This window comes from Kitasatospora sp. GP30, from assembly GCF_029892145.1.
Classification (GTDB): Bacteria; Actinomycetota; Actinomycetes; order Streptomycetales; family Streptomycetaceae; genus Kitasatospora; species Kitasatospora acidiphila.
This window is the reverse complement of sequence record NZ_JARZAH010000011.1, coordinates 140,164-157,500: the sequence shown is the minus strand read 5'-3', so window position 1 is coordinate 157,500 and position 17,337 is coordinate 140,164. Positions and strand designations below refer to the sequence as shown.

Here is a 17,337-nt window from a genome sequence, read left to right as displayed (position 1 = left end):
TCGGCCCGGAGGCCGACTCCGGAGTTCGTCAGCCCTTCAGGTAGACGCTGGAGGGGTCGATGCAGCCCAGAACGGGGTTGTAGGCCACGCCGCCCAGGCCGGCGCCGTAGACCTGGAAGAACTTGTCGTACTCGAACGGGATCTTCGGCACGTCGGTGGTGAGGATCTTGTCAGCGAGGCTCATCCACTGGCCCGCGGCCTCGGTGACGTTGGTGTTCTTGGCGATGTCGTCCATCTGGGAGTTCATCGCCGGGTTGTTGTAGTGCGAGTAGTTGGTCGCACCGTCGGCGATCGTACGACCGTCCAGGGTCGGCGGGATGACGGTGTCACCCTGCGGCCAGTCCGCGCCCCAGCCGGTGCGGTACATGTCGAACTGGTTGTCCTTCTTGCCGATCACCGAGTAGTAGCTGGTGGCGTCGATTTCCTTCTTCTCGGCCTGGAAGCCGGCCTGGTTCAGGGCGTCGACGAGGGTGCTGGCGACCTGTGCCCACTTCGGGGTGTTGGCGTAGCCGATCTCGATGTGGGTGTTGAGCTTGTTGGCGTCCGTCAGGATCTTCTTGGCCTTGGCCGGGTCGCCCTGCTTGTTGGCCTTGATGCCCAGCGGGTCGCTGTTGTTCCAACCGGCGATGGTCGGGCTGATCAGGTTGCCGGCGATGTCACCGGTGGCCGTGCCACCGGTCTGACGCTGGAGCTGGGCCGCCGGGAACGCGGCGACCAGCGCCTTGCGGACGTTGACGTCGGTGATCCGGGTGTCGTTGATGTCGAAGGTGTCGACGAACGGGGTGTACTGGCTGATCGTCCGCGAGGCCATGGACGAGTCGTTCTGGATCTGGCTGATCAGGCTGGTGTCAGCGTTCTCCGCCAGGGTCAGCGCGTTCTTGTCGTCGCCGTTGCCGGTCATCAGGCGCTGGGTCAGCTGCTGCTGCGAGACGTTCAGCTGGAACTGCCACTTGTCCACGTACTGGTGGCGGAGCGGGTCGGTGTTCGGGTCCCACTGGTCGTTCTTGACCAGGGTCAGCGACTTGTCCGGCTGGTAGTCGGCGACCTTGTAGGGGCCGATCGAGACCGGGTGGGTGTTGTACTGCGCGCCGGTGTCCTTCGAGCGCTCGATCGCCGTGATGTCGGGCTCGGCGGCGGCGAAGTTGGCGTCGGTGTGGGCCTGCTGGAAGTGGAAGACGATGGTCTTCGCGTCCGGCGTGCCGATCACGCTGTCCGGCAGCTCCTGGCCGGTCTGCGGGCCCTTGTAGACGTCGCGGTAGTTGGCACCGGACAGCCACAGCGGGAAGTAGGTCGCACCGTTGGTCTGGTAGTCCTGGTACAGGCGCTCGACCGCGTACTTGACGTCCTTCGAGGTGATCGGCGTGCCGTCCTCGAACTTCAGGCCGTCCTTGAGGGTCCAGGTCCAGGTCTTGCCGCCGTCGGCAAGGGTGCCGGTGTCGGTGGCCAGGTCGCCGACCAGGGTGACCTTGCCGGTGGTCGGGTCGGTCTTGTAGTTGGTCAGCTGACGGCTGTACAGCATGCCGATGGCCTGCAGGACGTTGACGTACTGCTGGCTCGGGTCCAGGTAGTCGAAGCCGGCCGGCTCGATGTCGGTGGCGGTGCCACCCTTCTTGGCGCCCGGGACGTCCTTGGCCGGACCGGTCGAGTCGGCCTTGGTGCCGATCGAGAAGGTCTGCGCGCCACCCGCGGACGCGCCCTTGTTGGAGTCCGAGGAGGCCTTGCCCCCGCCCCCACCACAAGCCGTCAGCGTGAGGGCGCTGACCGCCACGAGCGCCGGCACAAGTGCTGCCTTGCGAAGTCTCATTGGTTCCTACCTGTCACTGGTCATGTGTTGTCTGGCCAGCGCGGACCGGCGGGGCGGCTGCCCCGGGGTGGCCGGTGCTGGGGGAGCGGGGGTACAGCGGGTGGAGCGGGGTGGAGCGGCTAGCGGATGGTCTTCGGGTCGAGCGCGTCGCGGACGGAGTCACCGAAGAGGTTGAACGCCACGGCGAAGATCATCAGCGAGATACCGGGGACCATCAGGTACGTCAGGTCGTCCTGGTAGTGCCGGGTCGCGTCCTGGAACATCAGGCCCCAGTCCGGCGTCGGGTCGACCATGCCGACACCGAGGAAGGAGAGACCGGCCTCGGCGGTCACCATGGTCGGGAGCAGCAGGGTCACCTGGACCAGGATGGTGGTGGCCAGGTTGGGCATCAGCTCCTTGAAGATGATGCGCCAGGAGGAGGCCCCGGAGATCTTGGCCGCCTCGACGTACTCACGCTCCCGCAGGCTCAGCGACATGCCGCGGAGCAGACGGGCGGTGGCCATCCAGCCGAGGAACGACTGGACCAGCACGACCGAGAGGACGCGCATGTAGACCGGCATCGCGCGGTCCGTGGGCACGAACCAGTTCTCCACGATCGGGGTGAAGGCGATGAAGAAGAGCTGGGTCGGCAGGCCCAGCAGCAGGTCGGTGAAGCGCCCGACGAAGTAGTCGAACCGCCCGCCCATGTAACCCTGCGCGACACCGACCACGATGCCCACGACGGCCGAGGCGATCGTGATCAGCAGGCCGATGCCGAGCGAGGTGCGGATCCCGTAGACGAGCTTGGCGAAGATGTCGTAGCCGGCGTCCGGGGTGATGCCCAGCCAGTGGGCGCCGCTCATGCCGCCGTTGGCGCCGATCGGCAGTCCGCTGTCGTCGAGCAGTGACATGTCACGCGTGCCGTAGGGGATGTACGGCGACTGTCCGTAGAGCCCGGTGATCACCGGCGCGAGGATCGCGACCAGGATGTACAGGATCACGATGCCGGCGCAGATCACACCGATGCGGTTGCGCTTGAAGCGGCTCCAGGCAATCTGGCCCGGGGTGCGCCCTTGGAGTGCGTTCGGCTTGTTGCCGGCGTCTCCTGTCGCGGACACGACGAGGACCGGTTCGGTCTCAGTCGTGTCCTCAGTTGGCGTCGTCATGGTGCGAAAGCTCCCGCCGGTGGTCTGTGCAGCAGCAACGAGGAAGAAGTTGGTCGAACGGACTCTCGCAACTCGTTTATCGAACGTCAAGAGTTTCTCTGTGGCTGGACTGCCAGTTTTGGCTTCGTTCTGGAATGTCCATCAGGTTGTAGCTTTCAACCACTTGACACCCTCTCAGCGAGACGGGATAAAACGGACATAAAGCCATATAGCGCGTTCATGAGTTCGTAACGAGGGCTTAGTAACACCGGTATCTGAACGTCTCCATCCGCTCCGTGGGGAGTCGACGCGCATAGATACAAGTGTCCGATTTGGTGGGTTGTGGGGGATCTGCCCGGCGGTTAATAGCGTCCGCATACCGGACGGATATGGCGGGATGCCGCCGCTGGCGACTTTTCGTCAGCCTTTAAGCAGGTGCTCGGTAATCCGTCGGGAGAGTTGCTGCCCAACGCCGGTGACAGTTACACGCCACTGGCGGGATGTCGCCGAGAAAACAGTGGGACCTCGGAACGGAGTGCGTTCCGAGGTCCCACTGCGGAATTTTGACATGTTCACATATGGAAGCGATAAGTGCGCTCTGCCGCAGTGTTCTTGTCATAGACCGAGACGATCGCGTCAGCCACGTCCTGGGTGGTGATCGGCGCCAGGGTGCCGTCGCTCTTGCGGTACTGCGTCTTGTCGAAGGTGTTGCCGATCAGGGCGCCCAGCTGGTCGAGATCCCACCTCGGCACGATGTTGCCCGAGGCGTCCGGGACCAGGGTGAGGGCCTTGGCCGCCACCTTGCTGCCGAACCGGAACTGCTTGGTGCCGGCCCACACCAGCACGTTGCTGCTGGTGATCGTCTTGCCCAGGCCGTCCGCGGTCTGCTGCAGCGTCTGGGTGGCGACCTTGGGCTGAGCCGCCGTCACCGGCAGGTTCACCGGGGCGTCGGTCTTCCCGTCGGCCCGGTCCTGGTAGCTCTGCGCCACCTGGGCGACGGCGGTGCTGTCGTCCACCGCCTGCCCGGGCTGGCCGGGCACCACCACCGGGTCGCCGGTGTCGGAGAACTGGATGTAGCCCTCCTTCAGGCCCTGCGCCGAACCGGCCGACAGGCCGTCCAGTGCCGCCTTCAGCTTGGCCTGGTCGATGTGGACCACCGGCGGCACGTTCTTGCTGCCGCCGGTCAGCGACTGCAGCACGTCCGACGGGTTGTAGCTGTGCTTGGTCAGGCCGTCCACGGTGGCGGTGGTGTCGAAGCTGAGGCCGGCGGCGGTCGGGTCCAGGGTGAGCGCCTGGTTGCCCAACTTCAGTTGGATCGGCTGTTGCCCGATCTTGCCGACGGTGGCGTTCAGGGTGTGGATCGCCTGGTCGCGGCTGTTGCCGCCGATGTCGGTGCCGAGCACCTTGGTGCCGCGCGGCACGTCGGTCTGGTTGAGCATCAGGCCGGTGCCGTAGGCGGCCGCGCCCAGGAACAGCACTCCGCCGGCGCCGGTGACCAGTAGCTTCTGGACCTTGGAGCGGCCCTTGGGCTTGGCCGCGGCCGGCTTCGGGGCAGCCGGCTTGGGTACGGCCGGCGGCTCGGCGTCGGCGCCGGGGGCGGTCCGGCCGCCCGGCTCGCCCGGCAGCGAACTTCCCTGCGGGACGGGGGAGTTGGGGAACCCGGCGGCAGTGCCGTGGGGGCTCGGGGCGGGGCCGGGGCGACCGGGGGCGGTCGGCTGCCCACCGTACAGGCCGGTCGGCGGCGGCCCGCCGGGTATCCGCCCGGGGGTCGGCCGGTCCTCGCCCGTGATCGGGTCGAAGCCGCCGATCTGGGTGTCCTCCGGCTCGTCGGACGGTCGGCCCGGCTCGCCCGGGAACGGGGTGAGTGGCTGCTGCGGCCGGGCGAACCGGCCGGGGGCGCCCGGGGTGCCGGTGGGACGCGGCGTCGCGGTGGGCGCCGCGGCGGATGCCGTCGTGGTGTACGGGGGCACCTCCCGGCCGGAGGCTGGGGGAGCGTCAGCGGCGGGATGGGCGGGGCCGCCGTCACCCAGCGGACCGCCCTGCGGGGCCGGCTCGCCGGAGAACGGTGCGGCGTTGCCCTGGGCCGGGCCGGGGAAGCCGCCCGCGCTGCCCGGCGCGCCGGCACCGAACGGCGGCGTGCCCTGGGCCGGTGCGCCCGGTGCGGGCGCCCCTTGCGCCGGGCCCGCCGGGCCGGTGCCGAACGGGTTGCGGGGGCCGGTGGCGAACGGGTCGCGGGCACCGGTGTCGAAGGGGTCGCGCGGGCTGGTGCCGAAGGGGTCAGGGGCACCGGTGTCGAACGGGTCGCGGGCGCCGGCCGATGGGGGCACCTCCCGGCCGAAGGCTAGGGGAGGGTCGGCCGGGTAACCGCCGCCCTGCGCGGCGCCGAACGGGTCACCCGCCGGGTGCTGCTGCTGGTTCGGCGCCGCCGGGGGCTGCGCGGCGAACCGCGGGGTGCCGGCGGCCGGCGTGGCCGTGGTCGGCGCCGCCACCGGCTCCGGGCGCGACTTCTGCCGCGGCCGGAACCACTCGCCGGTCGACTCCGACTCCGAGGCCTCGGACTTCTTGCCCTGCGGGGTGCGCCACTGCGGCGGCAGGTCCGGCGGCGTGCTGGTGCGGCCACTGGAGTCCATCACCCCGAGCACCGGCGCGGCCGGCGGCGCCGAGCGGTGCCGGGGGCCGCTGGGCGCGGCCGGCGGCTCGGCGGCCGGCGGCTCGCCCGCGCCGCCGTCCTCCGGCTTGACGGCGCTGCGCACCACCACCGGCGGGATCGGCCGGGAGCCGGGGATGTTGATGGAGATCTTGGTGGTCAGCGTGGTTTCGGTCTTCGGGGTCTCCGGCTCCGGCTCCTGCGGGCCGCCCGGGGGGACGTCGAAGCCCGGGTTCCGGCCGAACGGGTCGAAGCCGCCGCCCAACCCCGGGATGCCATAAGGCGGTGTGCCCGACGGATAGGCGTCGCCTCCGCCCGCCCCGCGACGGGACGACGGGTGGGCGCTGTCAGATTCGCGGCTGCTCAATGCTGCTCTGCTCCGGGTTCGCGGCCGGACGGCTCGTCCGACGATGCTGCGGCACCACCATACTGGGAACGCCAGAGTGGCGAACTGCTTCCCTTAGAACCCGATACGTCCGGTTCCGTACCCCGAGCCTACGGGTAGTCAGTCTCGTTGGCGCGGGATGCCGAAGGCGTACGGCGCCCGGGTGGGCAGCAGTCCGACGCCGAGTCCGATGGCCAGTCCGCCCAGCAGATAGGCGTACGAGGTGACCGCGGCGGACAGCACGAAGTCGCCCTCCGGACGCGGTGCCAGCAGCACGAACATCACCAGCAGCCAGCCGACCAGACCGAGTGCCAGGCCGAGCTTGGTGCCGGTCAGCCGCATGCCCCCGTAGAAGACGGCCACGTTGCCCGCCAGCGCCAGCAGCAGGCCCCATGGACTCCACAGAGCCTGCACGAAACAACCGCAGAGCGCGTCCAACGCGCCCAGCACGAAGACCAGTACGTACCAGGTGATGCGCAGCCGGCGCGGCGGCAGCGGCTCGGCCAGCCGCTGGGCCTGGGTGCCGAGCAGGGTGTGCAGCGGGTTCACCGGACCTCGACTCCCGCGAACAGGTCGCGCTCGGGGCGCGCCGACCCGGCCGGGCCGTGCACCAGTTGGTAGTACTCGTCGGCCAGCAGCGGCTGCCAGCGGTCGTTGCTCAGCGCGAAGAAGGCGCCGTCCACGGTGATCTGGGTGGCGTGCGCGCGCATCGCGGCGGCCTTGTGCCCGGCGTACCGCGCGCCGTCCAGTGCGGCGTCCACCAGCTCGTCGGGCACCACGCCCGGCACGTCCTGCTCGGCGGCGACCAGCGGGAACCGGGCGGCAGCCTGCTCCAGGCCGGCCAGCAGCACCGAGCGCGGCACCCTGGTCCAGTACACCTTGGTGATCCGCCAGGCCGGGCCCAGCTCCGGGCGCCAGTCGGGGTCGGCGGCCAGCTGGTGCGCGAGCATCGCCACCCGGTGCGCCTGGATGTGGTCGGGGTGGCCGTAGCCGCCGTGCTCGTCATAGGTGACCAGCACCTGCGGGCGGACCTCGCGGATCACCTCGACCAGGTGCCCGGCCGCCTCCGCCACGTCGGCCTGCCAGAAGCAGTCCGGGCGGTCGTTGTCGGGCACGCCCATCATCCCGGAGTCCCGGTACCGCCCGGGTCCGCCCAGGAACCGGAGGTCGGCCACCCCGAGCTCGCGCATCGCCGAGGTCAGCTCGCCGATCCGGTGCTCGCCCAGGGTGTCGGTCCGGTCCGCCGCCAGCTCGGCCAGCTCGGGCGGGATCACCTCGCCGCCCTCGCCGAGGGTGCAGGTCACCAGGGTGACCTGGGCGCCCTCGGCGGCATAGCGGGCCATGGTGGCGCCGTTGCCGATCGACTCGTCGTCGGGGTGGGCGTGCACCAGCAGCAGGCGGCGGTCGGCAGCGGTCATGGAGGAGAGCCTAGACCGCGACCGCGGACGCTAGAGCTTCAGGCCATTGAGCATGCCCGCGAGGTTGCTGGTGACCTGCTGGATCGACGGGGCGATCGAGCTGGAGGCCAGGTAGAAGCCGAGCAGCGAGCAGATGATCGCGTGGGACATCTTGAGGCCGGAGCGGCGGATCATCACTACGACGATGACCAGCATCAGCACGGCTGCGGAGATGTTCAGAGCCATGGCGGCTCACACCCCTTTCCGGGTGCCGCCGCCCGTAGGACGGCGAAACGGTCGCTGCACCCAGGAATACCCGATGAGTGAGGTGCGCGTTACTTTCCGTGAGGCCTGACGGTTCGTGTCACAGGGTGCTGGAGGCCGTACCTGGGCCGGTGGGACGGGGTGTCGGGGCCCGCGCGAAACAGTTGCGCGCGCTGCGCCGAACGAGTGATCAGCGACACTCGGACCCCATAGGGTGCGGTCCATGACCACCAATGAGACCGCAGCCGACACCTTCCCCCGGCAGTACGCGCGGACCCTGCGCTACACCGTGGGGATGCCCCGCTCCTTCGCCGTGGCGCCGGACGGCTCCCGGGTCGTCTTCCTGCGCTCGCGGGGCGGCGGCGACCGGGCCAACCTGCTCTGGACCCTCGACCCGGCCGACGGCTCCGAGAAGGTCGCCGCCGACCCGGTGGCCCTGCTGGGCGGCGGCGAGGAGGACCTCTCGCCGGCCGAGCGGGCCCGCCGCGAGCGCAGCCGGGAGGGCGCGGCCGGCATCGTCGGCTATGCGCTGGACCAGGCCGGAGAGCTGGCCGCCTTCCCGCTCTCCGGCCGGCTCTTCGCGGCCGACCTGGTCGCCGGCGGGGTGCGCGAGCTGCCGGCCGCCGGTCCGGTGCTCGACCCGCGCCCCTCGCCGGACGGCCGCTGGGTGGCCTACCCGACCACCGCCGGCGCGCTGCGGCTGACCGCCGCCGACGGCAGCGGCGACCGCTCGCTGGTCGAGCCCGAGCAGCCCGGGATCACCTGGGGCCAGGCCGAGTTCATCGCCCAGGAGGAGATGCACCGGGACCGCGGGTACTGGTGGTCCCCGGCCGGCGACCGGCTGCTGGTCACCCGGGTGGACGAGGCGCCGGTGCGGCGCTGGTGGATCGCCGACCCGGCCAACCCGGCCAGCGTTCCCACCGAGGTCGCCTACCCGGCCGCCGGCACCCCCAACGCGGACGTCACCCTCTGGCTGGTCGACCTGGACGGCACCCGCACCGAGGTGGTCTGGGACCGGACCGCCTACCCCTACCTCGCCCGGGTGCACTGGTCGGCCGGCGGCCCGCCGCTGCTCCTGGTGCAGGCCCGCAGCCAGCGCGAGCAGCTGGTGCTCACGGTCGACCCGGCCACCGGCGCCACCGAGACCCTGGTCGTCGAGCGGGACGAGGCCTGGCTGGAGCTCTTCCACGGCGTGCCGGCCTGGACGGCTGACGGCCGGCTGCTGCGGATCAGCGACGCCCCGGGCCACCGGGCGCTGCTGGCCGGCGACACCGTGCTCACCGACGACACCCTGCACCTGCGCACGGTGCTCGCGGTCGGCGCCACCGAGGTGCTGGTCCAGGCGAGTGAGGGCGAGAGCGCCGAGACGGTCCCCGGCCTGACCGGCGTCTACGCGGTGCCGCTCGGCGAGGGCAAGCCGCGGCTGCTGCGCGAGGGCGGCGCGGTGGATGCGGTGCGCGGCGGCGCCGTGACGGTGCTCTCCTGGTCCTCGCTGGAGCGGGCCGGCCGCCGCACCGAGGTTCTGGTCGACGGCGCCCCGGCCGGTCACATCGTCACCTCATATGCCGAGCGGCCGGTGCTGACGGCCCGTCCGGAGCTGCGCTGGGCCGGCGAGCGGCGGATCCCGGCGGCGGTGCTGCTGCCCACCGGCTACGACCGCGAGCGGGACGGCCTGCTGCCGGTGCTGATGGACCCGTACGGCGGGCCGCACGGCCAGATGGTGGTGCAGTCGCACGAGCGCTTCCTCAGCTCGCAGTGGTTCGCCGACCAGGGCTTCGCGGTGGTGGTGGCGGACGGGCGCGGCACCCCGGGCCGCAGCCCGGCCTGGGAGAAGTCGGTCGCCGGCGACCTGGCCGGACCGACCGTCGAGGACCAGGTGGCGGCGCTGCACGCGCTCGCCGAGGAGTTCCCGCTGGACCTCGACCGGGTGGCGATCCGCGGCTGGTCGTTCGGCGGCTACCTGGCCGGCCTCGCGGTGCTGCGCCGCCCCGACGTGTTCCACGCCGCCGTCGCCGGCGCCCCGGTGACCGACGTGACGCTGTACGACACCCACTACCAGGAGCGCTACCTGGGCCTGCCGCAGGAGCACCCGCAGCGGTACCGCGAGCAGTCACTGATCGACGACGCGCCCAAGCTGGAGCGCCCGCTGATGCTCGTGCACGGCCTGGCCGACGACAACGTGGTGGTCGCGCACACCCTGCGGCTCTCCTCGGCGCTGCTGGCCGCCGGTCGGCCGCACACCGTGCTGCCGCTCTCGGGGGTCACCCACATGACACCGCAGGAGCAGGTCGCGGAGAACCTCCTGCTGCTCCAGGTGGCCTTCCTCAAGGACGCCCTCGGCATCCCGGCGTAGCCCCTGACCTGCGTGATCATCACGTCCTCGGCATGACATCCGTCATGCCGAGGACACGACCGGCCGCACTGCCGGGCACCCCCGCCCGTGCGGGACTCTTGTTCTCGTCGCCAGGGACGAGCGAGAGGACGGGGACGAGATGAGCGGGGAAGTAGCCGCCTTCCGGCAGGTCAGCAAGAGCTACGGCAAGGTCAAGGCGGTGAACGGCCTGGATCTGACGCTGTATCCGGGCCAGACGGTGGCCCTGCTCGGCCCGAACGGCGCCGGCAAGTCCAGCAGCCTTGACCTGCTGCTCGGACTGCGCGAGCCCGACCAGGGCACCGTGACCCTGTTCGGCGGCAGCCCGCGGGCCGCGATCGAGGCCGGCCGGGTCGGCGCGATGCTGCAGAGCGGCGGCCTGATGTCCGACGTCAAGGTCCGCGAGCTGGTCCAGCTCGCCTGCGACGTGCACCCGCGCGGCCACAAGCCGGCCGAGGTGCTGCGCGAGGCCGGCATCGAGGAGATCGCCGACCGCCGGGTGGACAAGCTCTCCGGCGGCCAGGAGCAGCGGGTCCGCTTCGCGCTGGCGATCGCCGGGGCCAACGACCTGATCGTGCTGGACGAGCCGACCACCGGCATGGACGTCTCGGTCCGCCAGCAGTTCTGGGCCGCCATGCGCGCCCAGGCAGACCAGGGCCGCACCGTGCTGTTCGCCACCCACTACCTGGAGGAGGCCGACTCGATCGCCGACCGGGTGCTGGTGCTGCACCGCGGCCGGCTGCTCGCCGACGGTTCCTCGGCCGACATCAAGGCCCGGGCCGGCGCCCGCCGGGTCAGCTTCGAACTGCACGCCGCGGACGGCTTCGTGGACGAGACCGAGCTGCGCGCCCTGCCGGGCCTCACCTCACTCGACGTCAGCGGCTCGGCGGACGGGGTGCGCACCGTGCGGATCCGTGCCATGGACGCGGACGCGCTGGTCGCCGGCCTCTACCGCTCGGGCTGCTACCCGCGCGGCATCGAGGTCACCAGCCTGGGCCTGGAGCAGGCCTTCCTGACCATCACCGAGGCCGCCGAGGCGACCGAGTCCGCGCTGGAGAACGTGCGATGAAGACCCTGATCAAGCTGGAGATCCTGCGCACCCTGCGCAACAAGCGCTATGTGTTCTTCACCGTGCTCTACCCGTCGCTGATGTACTTCTTCTTCATCAACGCCAACCACTCGATGCCGGGCGGGGTCAGCGCCAAGAGCTACTTCATGGTCTCGATGGCCACCTTCGGTGCGGTCGGCGCGGTGCTCACCGGCAGCGCGCAGCGGATCTCGCTGGAGCGGAAGTCGGGCTGGACCCGGCAGCTGCGGCTGACCGCGCTGCCCGGGCGGGCCTATGCCACCGCCAAGATCTGCGCCAGCGCGGTCACCACGCTGCCGTCCATCCTGGTGCTGTTCGCGCTCGGCGCGGCCGAGGGCGTCAAGCTCGACGCCGGCCAGTGGCTGGGCCTGGTCGGGGTGCTCTGGGCCGGCAGCTTCGTGTTCGCCGCGCTCGGGGTGGCGCTCGGCTACGTGGCCGAGCCCAACGCGGTGCAGCCGATCGTGATGATCACCTACATGGTGCTGTCGGTGCTCGGCGGTACCTGGTACCCGATCAGCGGCAGCCTGAAGAACGTCGCCAAGTTCGACCCGGTCTACCTGTACAACCAGCTCGCCGCCTTCATCCGGCCGGGCAACGGCTTCGACACCGGCTCCGCGCTGGGCCTGGCCGGCTTCCTGGTGGTCTTCGTGGTCGCCGCCTCCTACCTGTACCGCCGGGACACCCGGCAGGCATGATGAGCACCATGACGCGCACCTCCCCGGACCCCGGCCTGGACCAGTCGGCACCGGCCTGGGAGAGCCGTCCGACCGGCCGGCCGACCGCGCTGCTCGCGCGGCCGGCCGTCAGCGATCGGCAGCACGTGCCCGGCGCCCCGGCGGAGACCCGCCGGCAGCTGCTGGTGAAGGTCTGCTGGATGCTGCTGTGGATGTTCTACCTGGTCTATCCGATCGAGGATCTGGCCAGTGGCAGGCACGGCACGGTCGGCACGGTGCTCGGCGCGCTGGCGCTGGCGGGGTTCCTCGGCGGCTACCTCAGCCTGGTGATCTTCCGTTCGATGGGCGGGGACTGGTGGCGCGGCACCTATCCGATGGTGGCCGTGATGCTGGGGCTGGCCCTGGCCACCTCGTTCGGTCTGGGCGGCGAGTGGCTGGGGCTGTTCACCTACCTGTCGGTGGCGGTCGGCGCGGTGCTGCCGCCGCGGTTCGCGATGGCCGGAGTGCTCACGGCCACCGGTCTGCTGCTGGTGGTCGCGCTGCTCCTGCACACCAAGTCCGACGAGCTCGGCGCGCTGGTGCTGCCGACCTTCCTCAGTGGCGCCGCGATGACCGGCCTGCAGCGGCTGGTCCACACCATGCGGGAGCTGCGCGAGGCCCGCGAGGTGGCGGCCCACCTGGCGGCGGCCGAGGAGCGCCTGCGGCTGGCCCGGGACATGCACGACCTGCTCGGCCACTCGCTGTCGCTGATCACCCTGAAGAGCGAGCTGGCCGGCCGGTTCATGGACGCCGGCAAGGACGAGCAGGCCCGGTCCCAGGTGGCCGACATCGAGCAGGTGGCCCGCCAGTCGCTGACCGACGTGCGCTCCGCGATCACCGGCTACCGCAAGCCCAGCCTCTCGGTGGAGCTGGCCGCCGCCCGCACCGCGCTGGCCACCACCGGCGTCACCCTGGAGGCCCCCTCCACACTCACCGAGGAGCATCCGGGGCTGGGCGGTGCGGAGGCCGAGACCCTCGCCTGGGCGCTGCGCGAGGCGGTCACCAACGTGGTCCGGCACGCCGAGGGCGCCACCCTGTGCACCGTGGCGCTGGACGAGACCTGGGACGGCGACGGCGCCCGGTTCGCCGTGCTGGAGGTCGCCGACAACGGGCGCGGTCCCGGCAAGTCCGCCCCGGGCAACGGGCTGACCGGCTTGGACGAGCGCCTGGCACTGGTCGGCGGCCGGCTGGAGACGGCGCCGGGCCGGCACGGCAAGGGCTTCGCGGTCCGGGCCATGGTCCCGCTGGGGTTGGCGGCCGCGCGCAGGCCCTAAGCTGCGGCGACATGAGTGATGATCAGGTGCGGGTGCTGCTCGCCGAGGACCAGTCGATGGTGCGTGAGGCACTGGCCGCGCTGCTCTCGCTGGAGGGCGACATCGAGGTGGTCGCGCAGGTCTCCCGGGGCGACGAGGTGCTGTCGGCGGTGCTGGAGCACCGGGTGCAGGTTGCGGTGCTGGACATCGAGATGCCCGGGATGACCGGGATCGAGGCGGCCGCCCTGGTGAAGCGGCAGAGCCCGGCGACCAAGGTGGTGATCGCCACCACCTTCGGCCGGCCGGGCTATCTGCGCCGCGCGATGGAGTCCGGGGCCGACGCCTTCCTGGTCAAGGACGCGCCGGCGGCCCAGCTGGCGGAGGCGGTGCGCCGGGTGCTGCGTGGCGAACGGGTGATCGACCCGACGCTGGCCGCTGCCGCGCTGGCCGAGGGCGCCAACCCGCTGACCGGGCGCGAGCAGGACGTGCTGGCGGCGGCCTCCGACGGCGCGGTGAACGCCGAGATCGCCCGCCGGCTGCACCTGTCCGAGGGCACGGTGCGCAACTACCTCTCGATGGCGATCCAGAAGACCGGGGCCCGCAACCGGGCCGAGGCGGTGCGCGTCGCCAAGGACAAGGGCTGGCTCTGAACTCCACTTCCCCGATTGTCAGTTGAGGCGGTGCCGGGCGGCCCGGGCGTCCTGCCGGACCCGGGCGGCCGAGTCCGGGTCGAAGGCGTCCAGGATCTGGGCGTAGGCGTCCATCTCGGCCGCCCCGCCCAGGAAGTCGCCGGTGCGCACCAGCAACTCGGCTCGTTCCAGGCGCAGTTGGGCCGGATGGCGGGGGAGCAGCAGGGAGAGCTCGGTGGCCCACAGCTGGGTCCTGGCGTGCTCCGGGCGCTCGGCGGCCCAGGCGCGGATGTTGCCGAGCACCCGCAGCGTGATGTCCAGCGGCAGGGCCGGGGTGAGCAGTTCCGGCGTGAACTTGTGCCCGGCCGCCACCACGATCGCCGCCGCGTCCTGCGAGGAGAGCAGCCGACCGCCGTGGTACGGGTCGGCCAGCACGTACTCGTCGCCGGGTTCGGGCGCCCCGACCGCGACGATGAAGTGCCCCGGCAGCGCGATCCCGTGCACGGTCAGCCCGGCCCGGGCCGCCACCGCCGACCAGACCAGCGAGAGCATGATCGGCAGCCCGCGGCGGCGCCGCAGCACCTCGGGCAGCAGCGAGGACTCCAGCCGCTTGTAGTCGGACTGCCGGCCGTGGAACCGCTCGCGCCCGCCCAGCACCGCGGCCAGCAGCGCCGCAGTCTCCTCCGGGGAGGTCGGCCGGCGCTCGGCCACGGCACGCCGCACCGCGGCCGCGTGCCGGTCCAGGGCCGCCCGGCAGGCGGCCTCCAGTTCCGCCAGGGTCGGCGCCGGTTCGTCCTCCGGCCGGCCGGGGCCGGCCAGGGTGTCCTCGGCGGCGGCCAGCACGCAGAGCAGCACCGGGTCGGGCTGCTCGGACCTGGCCTCGGTGCGGAAGCGGGCTCTGCTCTGCTCGGTCACGGTGGCTGCGCTGGCTTTCGTGTGCGGCACGGGGTGCGTCAGGCGGTGCTGCTTCGGTGATGCTACGGCGGGAACCTACGACGACTGCTACGCCTGGGGAAGACGCAGGTAGTGGTAAGTGTGACTGGTGCTGAAGCCCAGGCCGTCGTAGAGCGCGTTCGCGGCGTCGTTGTCGGCCTCCACCTGCAGGTGGGCGCCCCGGGCCCGCTCTTCGGCGGCCCGCGCGGCGAGCACCGCCATGACTGCGCGGGCCAGCCCCCGGCGGCGGGCCCGCGGCTGCACCTCGACCGCCCCGAAGTGCGCCCACGCACCGTCGATGACGCACCGTCCGATGGCCAGCGGCTGCGCGCCGTCCGGGTCGGGCACGGTGGCGAACCAGACCGAGGGGCCGCCGTGCAGCACCCGCTGGGCGGAGTCCGCGGTCGTCTCGCCGTCCTCGAACCGGTGGTAGACCGCCAGCCAGTCGGCGTCCGCGGTGCGGGACAGCCGCACCAGCTCCTGCCCCGGCACCGGGCGGGCCAGCGGGGCCAGCGGCGCGGTCCGCACCAGCGTGGGGGTGACGCGCTCACCCAGCTCGTCCAGTGCCGCGATCAGCGCCGGGTCGGTGCCGGGCACCGTGACCTCGACCCAGGCGGGCAGCGCGCGGGCCGCGTACCAGGCGCGCACCCGGTCCAGCGCGGCCGGCCGCGGCAAGCCCGGATCGCCCAGCAGCTGGGCCGAGTTGGCCCGCTTGGTGAAGCCCCCGGCGGCGCGCAGCGTCCAGTCGCCCAGCCGTTCCCGCTCGGTGGCCGGCCAGCTGTCGGCGGCCAGCCGCTGCAGCTCGACCGGCCCGGCCTGCGGCTGCTCGCCGCGCCGGGCCGACGCCGGCATGTCAAAGCGTGGCGGCACCACCTTGCCGGCCACCAGCCGGTCCAGCGGGATCCGGGTCTCGGAGCAGTCCCGGCCGATGACCGTCAGCTCATGATCGTTCCATGATGTGAGCACGCCGATCACATCGCGGAACACCGGGCGCCCGGTGACGGGGTCCGCCGGGGTCTCCAGCCGCCGCACCGAGACCCGTCGTCCCACGTCAGAGCGGTCTATGCGGATCTCGGCCAGTCCGCCGTCCGGAAACTGGCTGGTGCTCAAAGGGACCTCCGGTGCATTTGTAGGCTCTGACCCGCGATACTAGGGGCGGGCATCGACGACGCCGCGCGTACCCGCGCACGCAAGCAGATAGTTTGGGCACCGGCCCATCCGAGGAGGAACGACAGCGTGACCTACGTCATCGCGCAGCCTTGTGTCGACGTCAAGGACAAGGCGTGCATCGAAGAGTGCCCGGTTGACTGCATCTACGAGGGCAGCCGCTCTCTGTACATCCACCCGGATGAGTGCGTCGACTGCGGCGCCTGTGAGCCGGTCTGCCCGGTCGAGGCGATCTTCTACGAGGACGACACTCCGGAGGAGTGGAAGGACTACTACAAGGCGAACGTCGAGTTCTTCGACGAGCTCGGTTCGCCCGGTGGCGCCTCGAAGCTGGGCCTGATCGAGCGGGACCACCCGTTCATCGCGGCCCTGCCGCCGCAGAACGCCGAGCACTGACGATCGGTGGCAGCTGACCAGTGAGCACCACTGACGCACCGCGCGCGCCGTTCCCGGGCCACCCGGGGGCGGCGCGCCGCGTATCCGACCGGCTCCCGGCCTTCCCCTGGGACAAGCTGGAGCCGTACAAGGCCACCGCGCTGGCCCACCCGGACGGACTCTGCGACTTCTCCGTCGGCACCCCGGTCGACCCGGTGCCGGAGCTGATCCAGAAGGCCCTGGCCGGCGCCAGCGACGCGCCCGGCTACCCCACCGTCTGGGGTCCGCTGGAGCTGCGCGAGGCGATCGCCGGGTGGCTGAACCGGCGCTGCGGTGCCGAGATCGGCCCGGCCGCGGTGCTGCCGACCATCGGCTCCAAGGAACTGGTGGCCTGGCTGCCCGGCCAGCTCGGCCTCGGCCCCGGCGACCAGGTCGCCTACCCGCGGCTGGCCTATCCCACCTACGAGGTGGGCGCCCGGCTCTGCGGCGCCGAGCCGGTGGCGTACGAGAACCTGGACGAGCTGGACCCGGCCCGGGTCCGGCTGCTCTGGCTCAACTCGCCCGGCAACCCGACCGGCCGGGTGCTGACGGCCGACCAGCTGCGCGAGGCGGTCGCCTGGGCGCGCCGCCACGGCGCGCTGCTGGTCAGCGACGAGTGCTACCTGGAGCTGGGCTGGGAGGCCGAGCCGGTCTCGGTGCTGCGCGCCGACGTCTGCGGCGGCTCGCACGAGGGCCTGCTGGCGGTGCACTCGCTCTCCAAGCGGTCCAACCTGGCCGGCTACCGGGCCTCCTTCGTGGCGGGCGACCCGGTCGTGGTGCGCGAGCTGCTGGAGATCCGCAAGCACGGCGGCATGATCGTGCCGGCCCCGGTGCAGGCCGCGACCATCGCGGCGCTCGGCGACGACAGCCACGTCGCCGAGCAGCGCGCCCGGTACGCGGCCCGGCGGGCGGCGCTGCGCGAGGCGCTGCTGGCGGCCGGCTTCCGGATCGAGCACTCCGAGGCCAGCCTCTACCTCTGGGCGACTCGGGACGAGCCCTGCTGGGACACCGTGGCGTACCTGGCGGAGCGCGGCATCCTGGTGGCGCCCGGGGACTTCTACGGCCCGGCGGGCGACAGGTTCGTCCGGGTGGCGTTCACCGCGACCGACGAGCGGGTGGTGGCGGCGGTGGCCCGGCTCAAGGGCTGAC

15 protein-coding genes are annotated in these 17,337 nt (G+C 71.9%); 7 read left to right on the top strand and 8 right to left on the bottom strand.

Annotated elements, in window-relative coordinates; translation table 11 throughout:
• Positions 1-28: 28 nt before the first annotated feature.
• The 6 genes from P3T35_RS18845 to P3T35_RS18820 all read right to left on the bottom strand — a co-directional run bounded on the left by P3T35_RS18845 (position 29) and on the right by P3T35_RS18820 (position 7,603).
• Complete coding sequence (locus P3T35_RS18845; RefSeq protein WP_101382060.1) at positions 29-1,804, bottom strand: ABC transporter substrate-binding protein; 1,776 nt, start codon at positions 1,802-1,804, stop codon at positions 29-31.
• Between the two features lie 119 nt (positions 1,805-1,923).
• The gene (locus tag P3T35_RS18840; RefSeq protein WP_280706875.1) at positions 1,924-2,901 is read right to left on the bottom strand and encodes an ABC transporter permease; all 978 of its coding nucleotides are present in this window, start codon (positions 2,899-2,901) and stop codon (positions 1,924-1,926) included.
• Positions 2,902-3,500: 599 nt separating this feature from the next.
• A complete protein-coding gene (locus tag P3T35_RS18835; RefSeq protein ID WP_180356572.1) occupies positions 3,501-5,942 on the bottom strand; it encodes a peptidoglycan binding domain-containing protein in 2,442 nt (813 codons plus the stop codon).
• A gap of 138 nt (positions 5,943-6,080) precedes the next feature.
• Positions 6,081-6,509 carry a DUF6113 family protein gene (locus P3T35_RS18830; protein WP_101382064.1) on the bottom strand — a complete coding sequence of 143 codons (429 nt, stop codon included), beginning with the start codon at positions 6,507-6,509 and terminating at the stop codon, positions 6,081-6,083.
• Positions 6,506-7,378: an N-acetyl-1-D-myo-inositol-2-amino-2-deoxy-alpha-D-glucopyranoside deacetylase gene (mshB, locus tag P3T35_RS18825; protein ID WP_101382065.1), complete on the bottom strand. Its 873-nt coding sequence runs from the start codon at positions 7,376-7,378 to the stop codon at positions 6,506-6,508. The genes P3T35_RS18830 and mshB overlap by 4 nt, the downstream gene beginning before the upstream one ends.
• Before the next feature lie 30 nt (positions 7,379-7,408).
• Complete coding sequence (locus tag P3T35_RS18820) at positions 7,409-7,603, bottom strand: DUF2304 family protein (RefSeq protein WP_101382066.1); 195 nt, start codon at positions 7,601-7,603, stop codon at positions 7,409-7,411.
• A gap of 241 nt (positions 7,604-7,844) precedes the next feature.
• On the opposite strand from P3T35_RS18820, the gene P3T35_RS18815 reads away from it, so the two are divergent.
• The 5 genes from P3T35_RS18815 (at position 7,845) to P3T35_RS18795 (ending at position 13,695) form a co-directional block, all read left to right on the top strand.
• Entirely contained in the window at positions 7,845-9,974 is a 2,130-nt protein-coding gene (locus P3T35_RS18815) for a prolyl oligopeptidase family serine peptidase (protein ID WP_101382067.1), read from the top strand.
• A 139-nt stretch (positions 9,975-10,113) separates the two neighbouring features.
• Entirely contained in the window at positions 10,114-11,061 is a 948-nt protein-coding gene (locus tag P3T35_RS18810; protein ID WP_101382068.1) for an ABC transporter ATP-binding protein, read from the top strand.
• Entirely contained in the window at positions 11,058-11,774 is a 717-nt protein-coding gene (locus P3T35_RS18805; RefSeq protein WP_101382069.1) for an ABC transporter permease, read from the top strand. Before P3T35_RS18810 ends, P3T35_RS18805 begins: the two co-directional genes overlap by 4 nt.
• Before the next feature lie 8 nt (positions 11,775-11,782).
• Positions 11,783-13,066 carry a histidine kinase gene (locus P3T35_RS18800; RefSeq protein ID WP_101385236.1) on the top strand — a complete coding sequence of 428 codons (1,284 nt, stop codon included), beginning with the start codon at positions 11,783-11,785 and terminating at the stop codon, positions 13,064-13,066.
• Positions 13,067-13,077: 11 nt separating this feature from the next.
• A complete protein-coding gene (locus tag P3T35_RS18795) occupies positions 13,078-13,695 on the top strand; it encodes a response regulator transcription factor (protein ID WP_101382070.1) in 618 nt (205 codons plus the stop codon).
• 18 nt (positions 13,696-13,713) lie between these two features.
• On the opposite strand, the gene P3T35_RS18790 is transcribed toward P3T35_RS18795, so the two are convergent.
• Both P3T35_RS18790 and P3T35_RS18785 read right to left on the bottom strand, forming a co-directional pair.
• A complete protein-coding gene (locus P3T35_RS18790) occupies positions 13,714-14,589 on the bottom strand; it encodes a transglutaminase-like domain-containing protein (RefSeq protein WP_101382071.1) in 876 nt (291 codons plus the stop codon).
• Between the two features lie 87 nt (positions 14,590-14,676).
• A complete protein-coding gene (locus tag P3T35_RS18785; RefSeq protein WP_101382072.1) occupies positions 14,677-15,717 on the bottom strand; it encodes a GNAT family N-acetyltransferase in 1,041 nt (346 codons plus the stop codon).
• A gap of 126 nt (positions 15,718-15,843) precedes the next feature.
• On the opposite strand from P3T35_RS18785, the gene fdxA reads away from it, so the two are divergent.
• Positions 15,844-16,170, top strand: a complete 327-nt coding sequence (gene fdxA, locus P3T35_RS18780; RefSeq protein WP_101382073.1) for a ferredoxin — start codon at positions 15,844-15,846, stop codon at positions 16,168-16,170.
• A 20-nt stretch (positions 16,171-16,190) separates the two neighbouring features.
• Positions 16,191-17,336: a succinyldiaminopimelate transaminase gene (gene dapC, locus P3T35_RS18775; protein WP_101382074.1), complete on the top strand. Its 1,146-nt coding sequence runs from the start codon at positions 16,191-16,193 to the stop codon at positions 17,334-17,336.
• The last annotated feature ends 1 nt before the right edge of the window (position 17,337 follow it).

Bases quoted from the DNA above. Each gene is read 5' to 3' on its own strand.
- mshB (WP_101382065.1), bottom strand. From the start codon at position 7,378: ATGACCGCTGCCGACCGCCGCCTGCTGCTGGTGCACGCCCACCCCGAC.
- P3T35_RS18810 (WP_101382068.1), top strand. From the start codon at position 10,114: ATGAGCGGGGAAGTAGCCGCCTTCCGGCAGGTCAGCAAGAGCTACGGC.
- P3T35_RS18815 (WP_101382067.1), top strand. From the start codon at position 7,845: ATGACCACCAATGAGACCGCAGCCGACACCTTCCCCCGGCAGTACGCG.
- P3T35_RS18800 (WP_101385236.1), top strand. From the start codon at position 11,783: ATGACGCGCACCTCCCCGGACCCCGGCCTGGACCAGTCGGCACCGGCC.
- P3T35_RS18805 (WP_101382069.1), top strand. From the start codon at position 11,058: ATGAAGACCCTGATCAAGCTGGAGATCCTGCGCACCCTGCGCAACAAG.
- P3T35_RS18795 (WP_101382070.1), top strand. From the start codon at position 13,078: ATGAGTGATGATCAGGTGCGGGTGCTGCTCGCCGAGGACCAGTCGATG.
- P3T35_RS18820 (WP_101382066.1), bottom strand. From the start codon at position 7,603: ATGGCTCTGAACATCTCCGCAGCCGTGCTGATGCTGGTCATCGTCGTA.
- P3T35_RS18845 (WP_101382060.1), bottom strand. From the start codon at position 1,804: ATGAGACTTCGCAAGGCAGCACTTGTGCCGGCGCTCGTGGCGGTCAGC.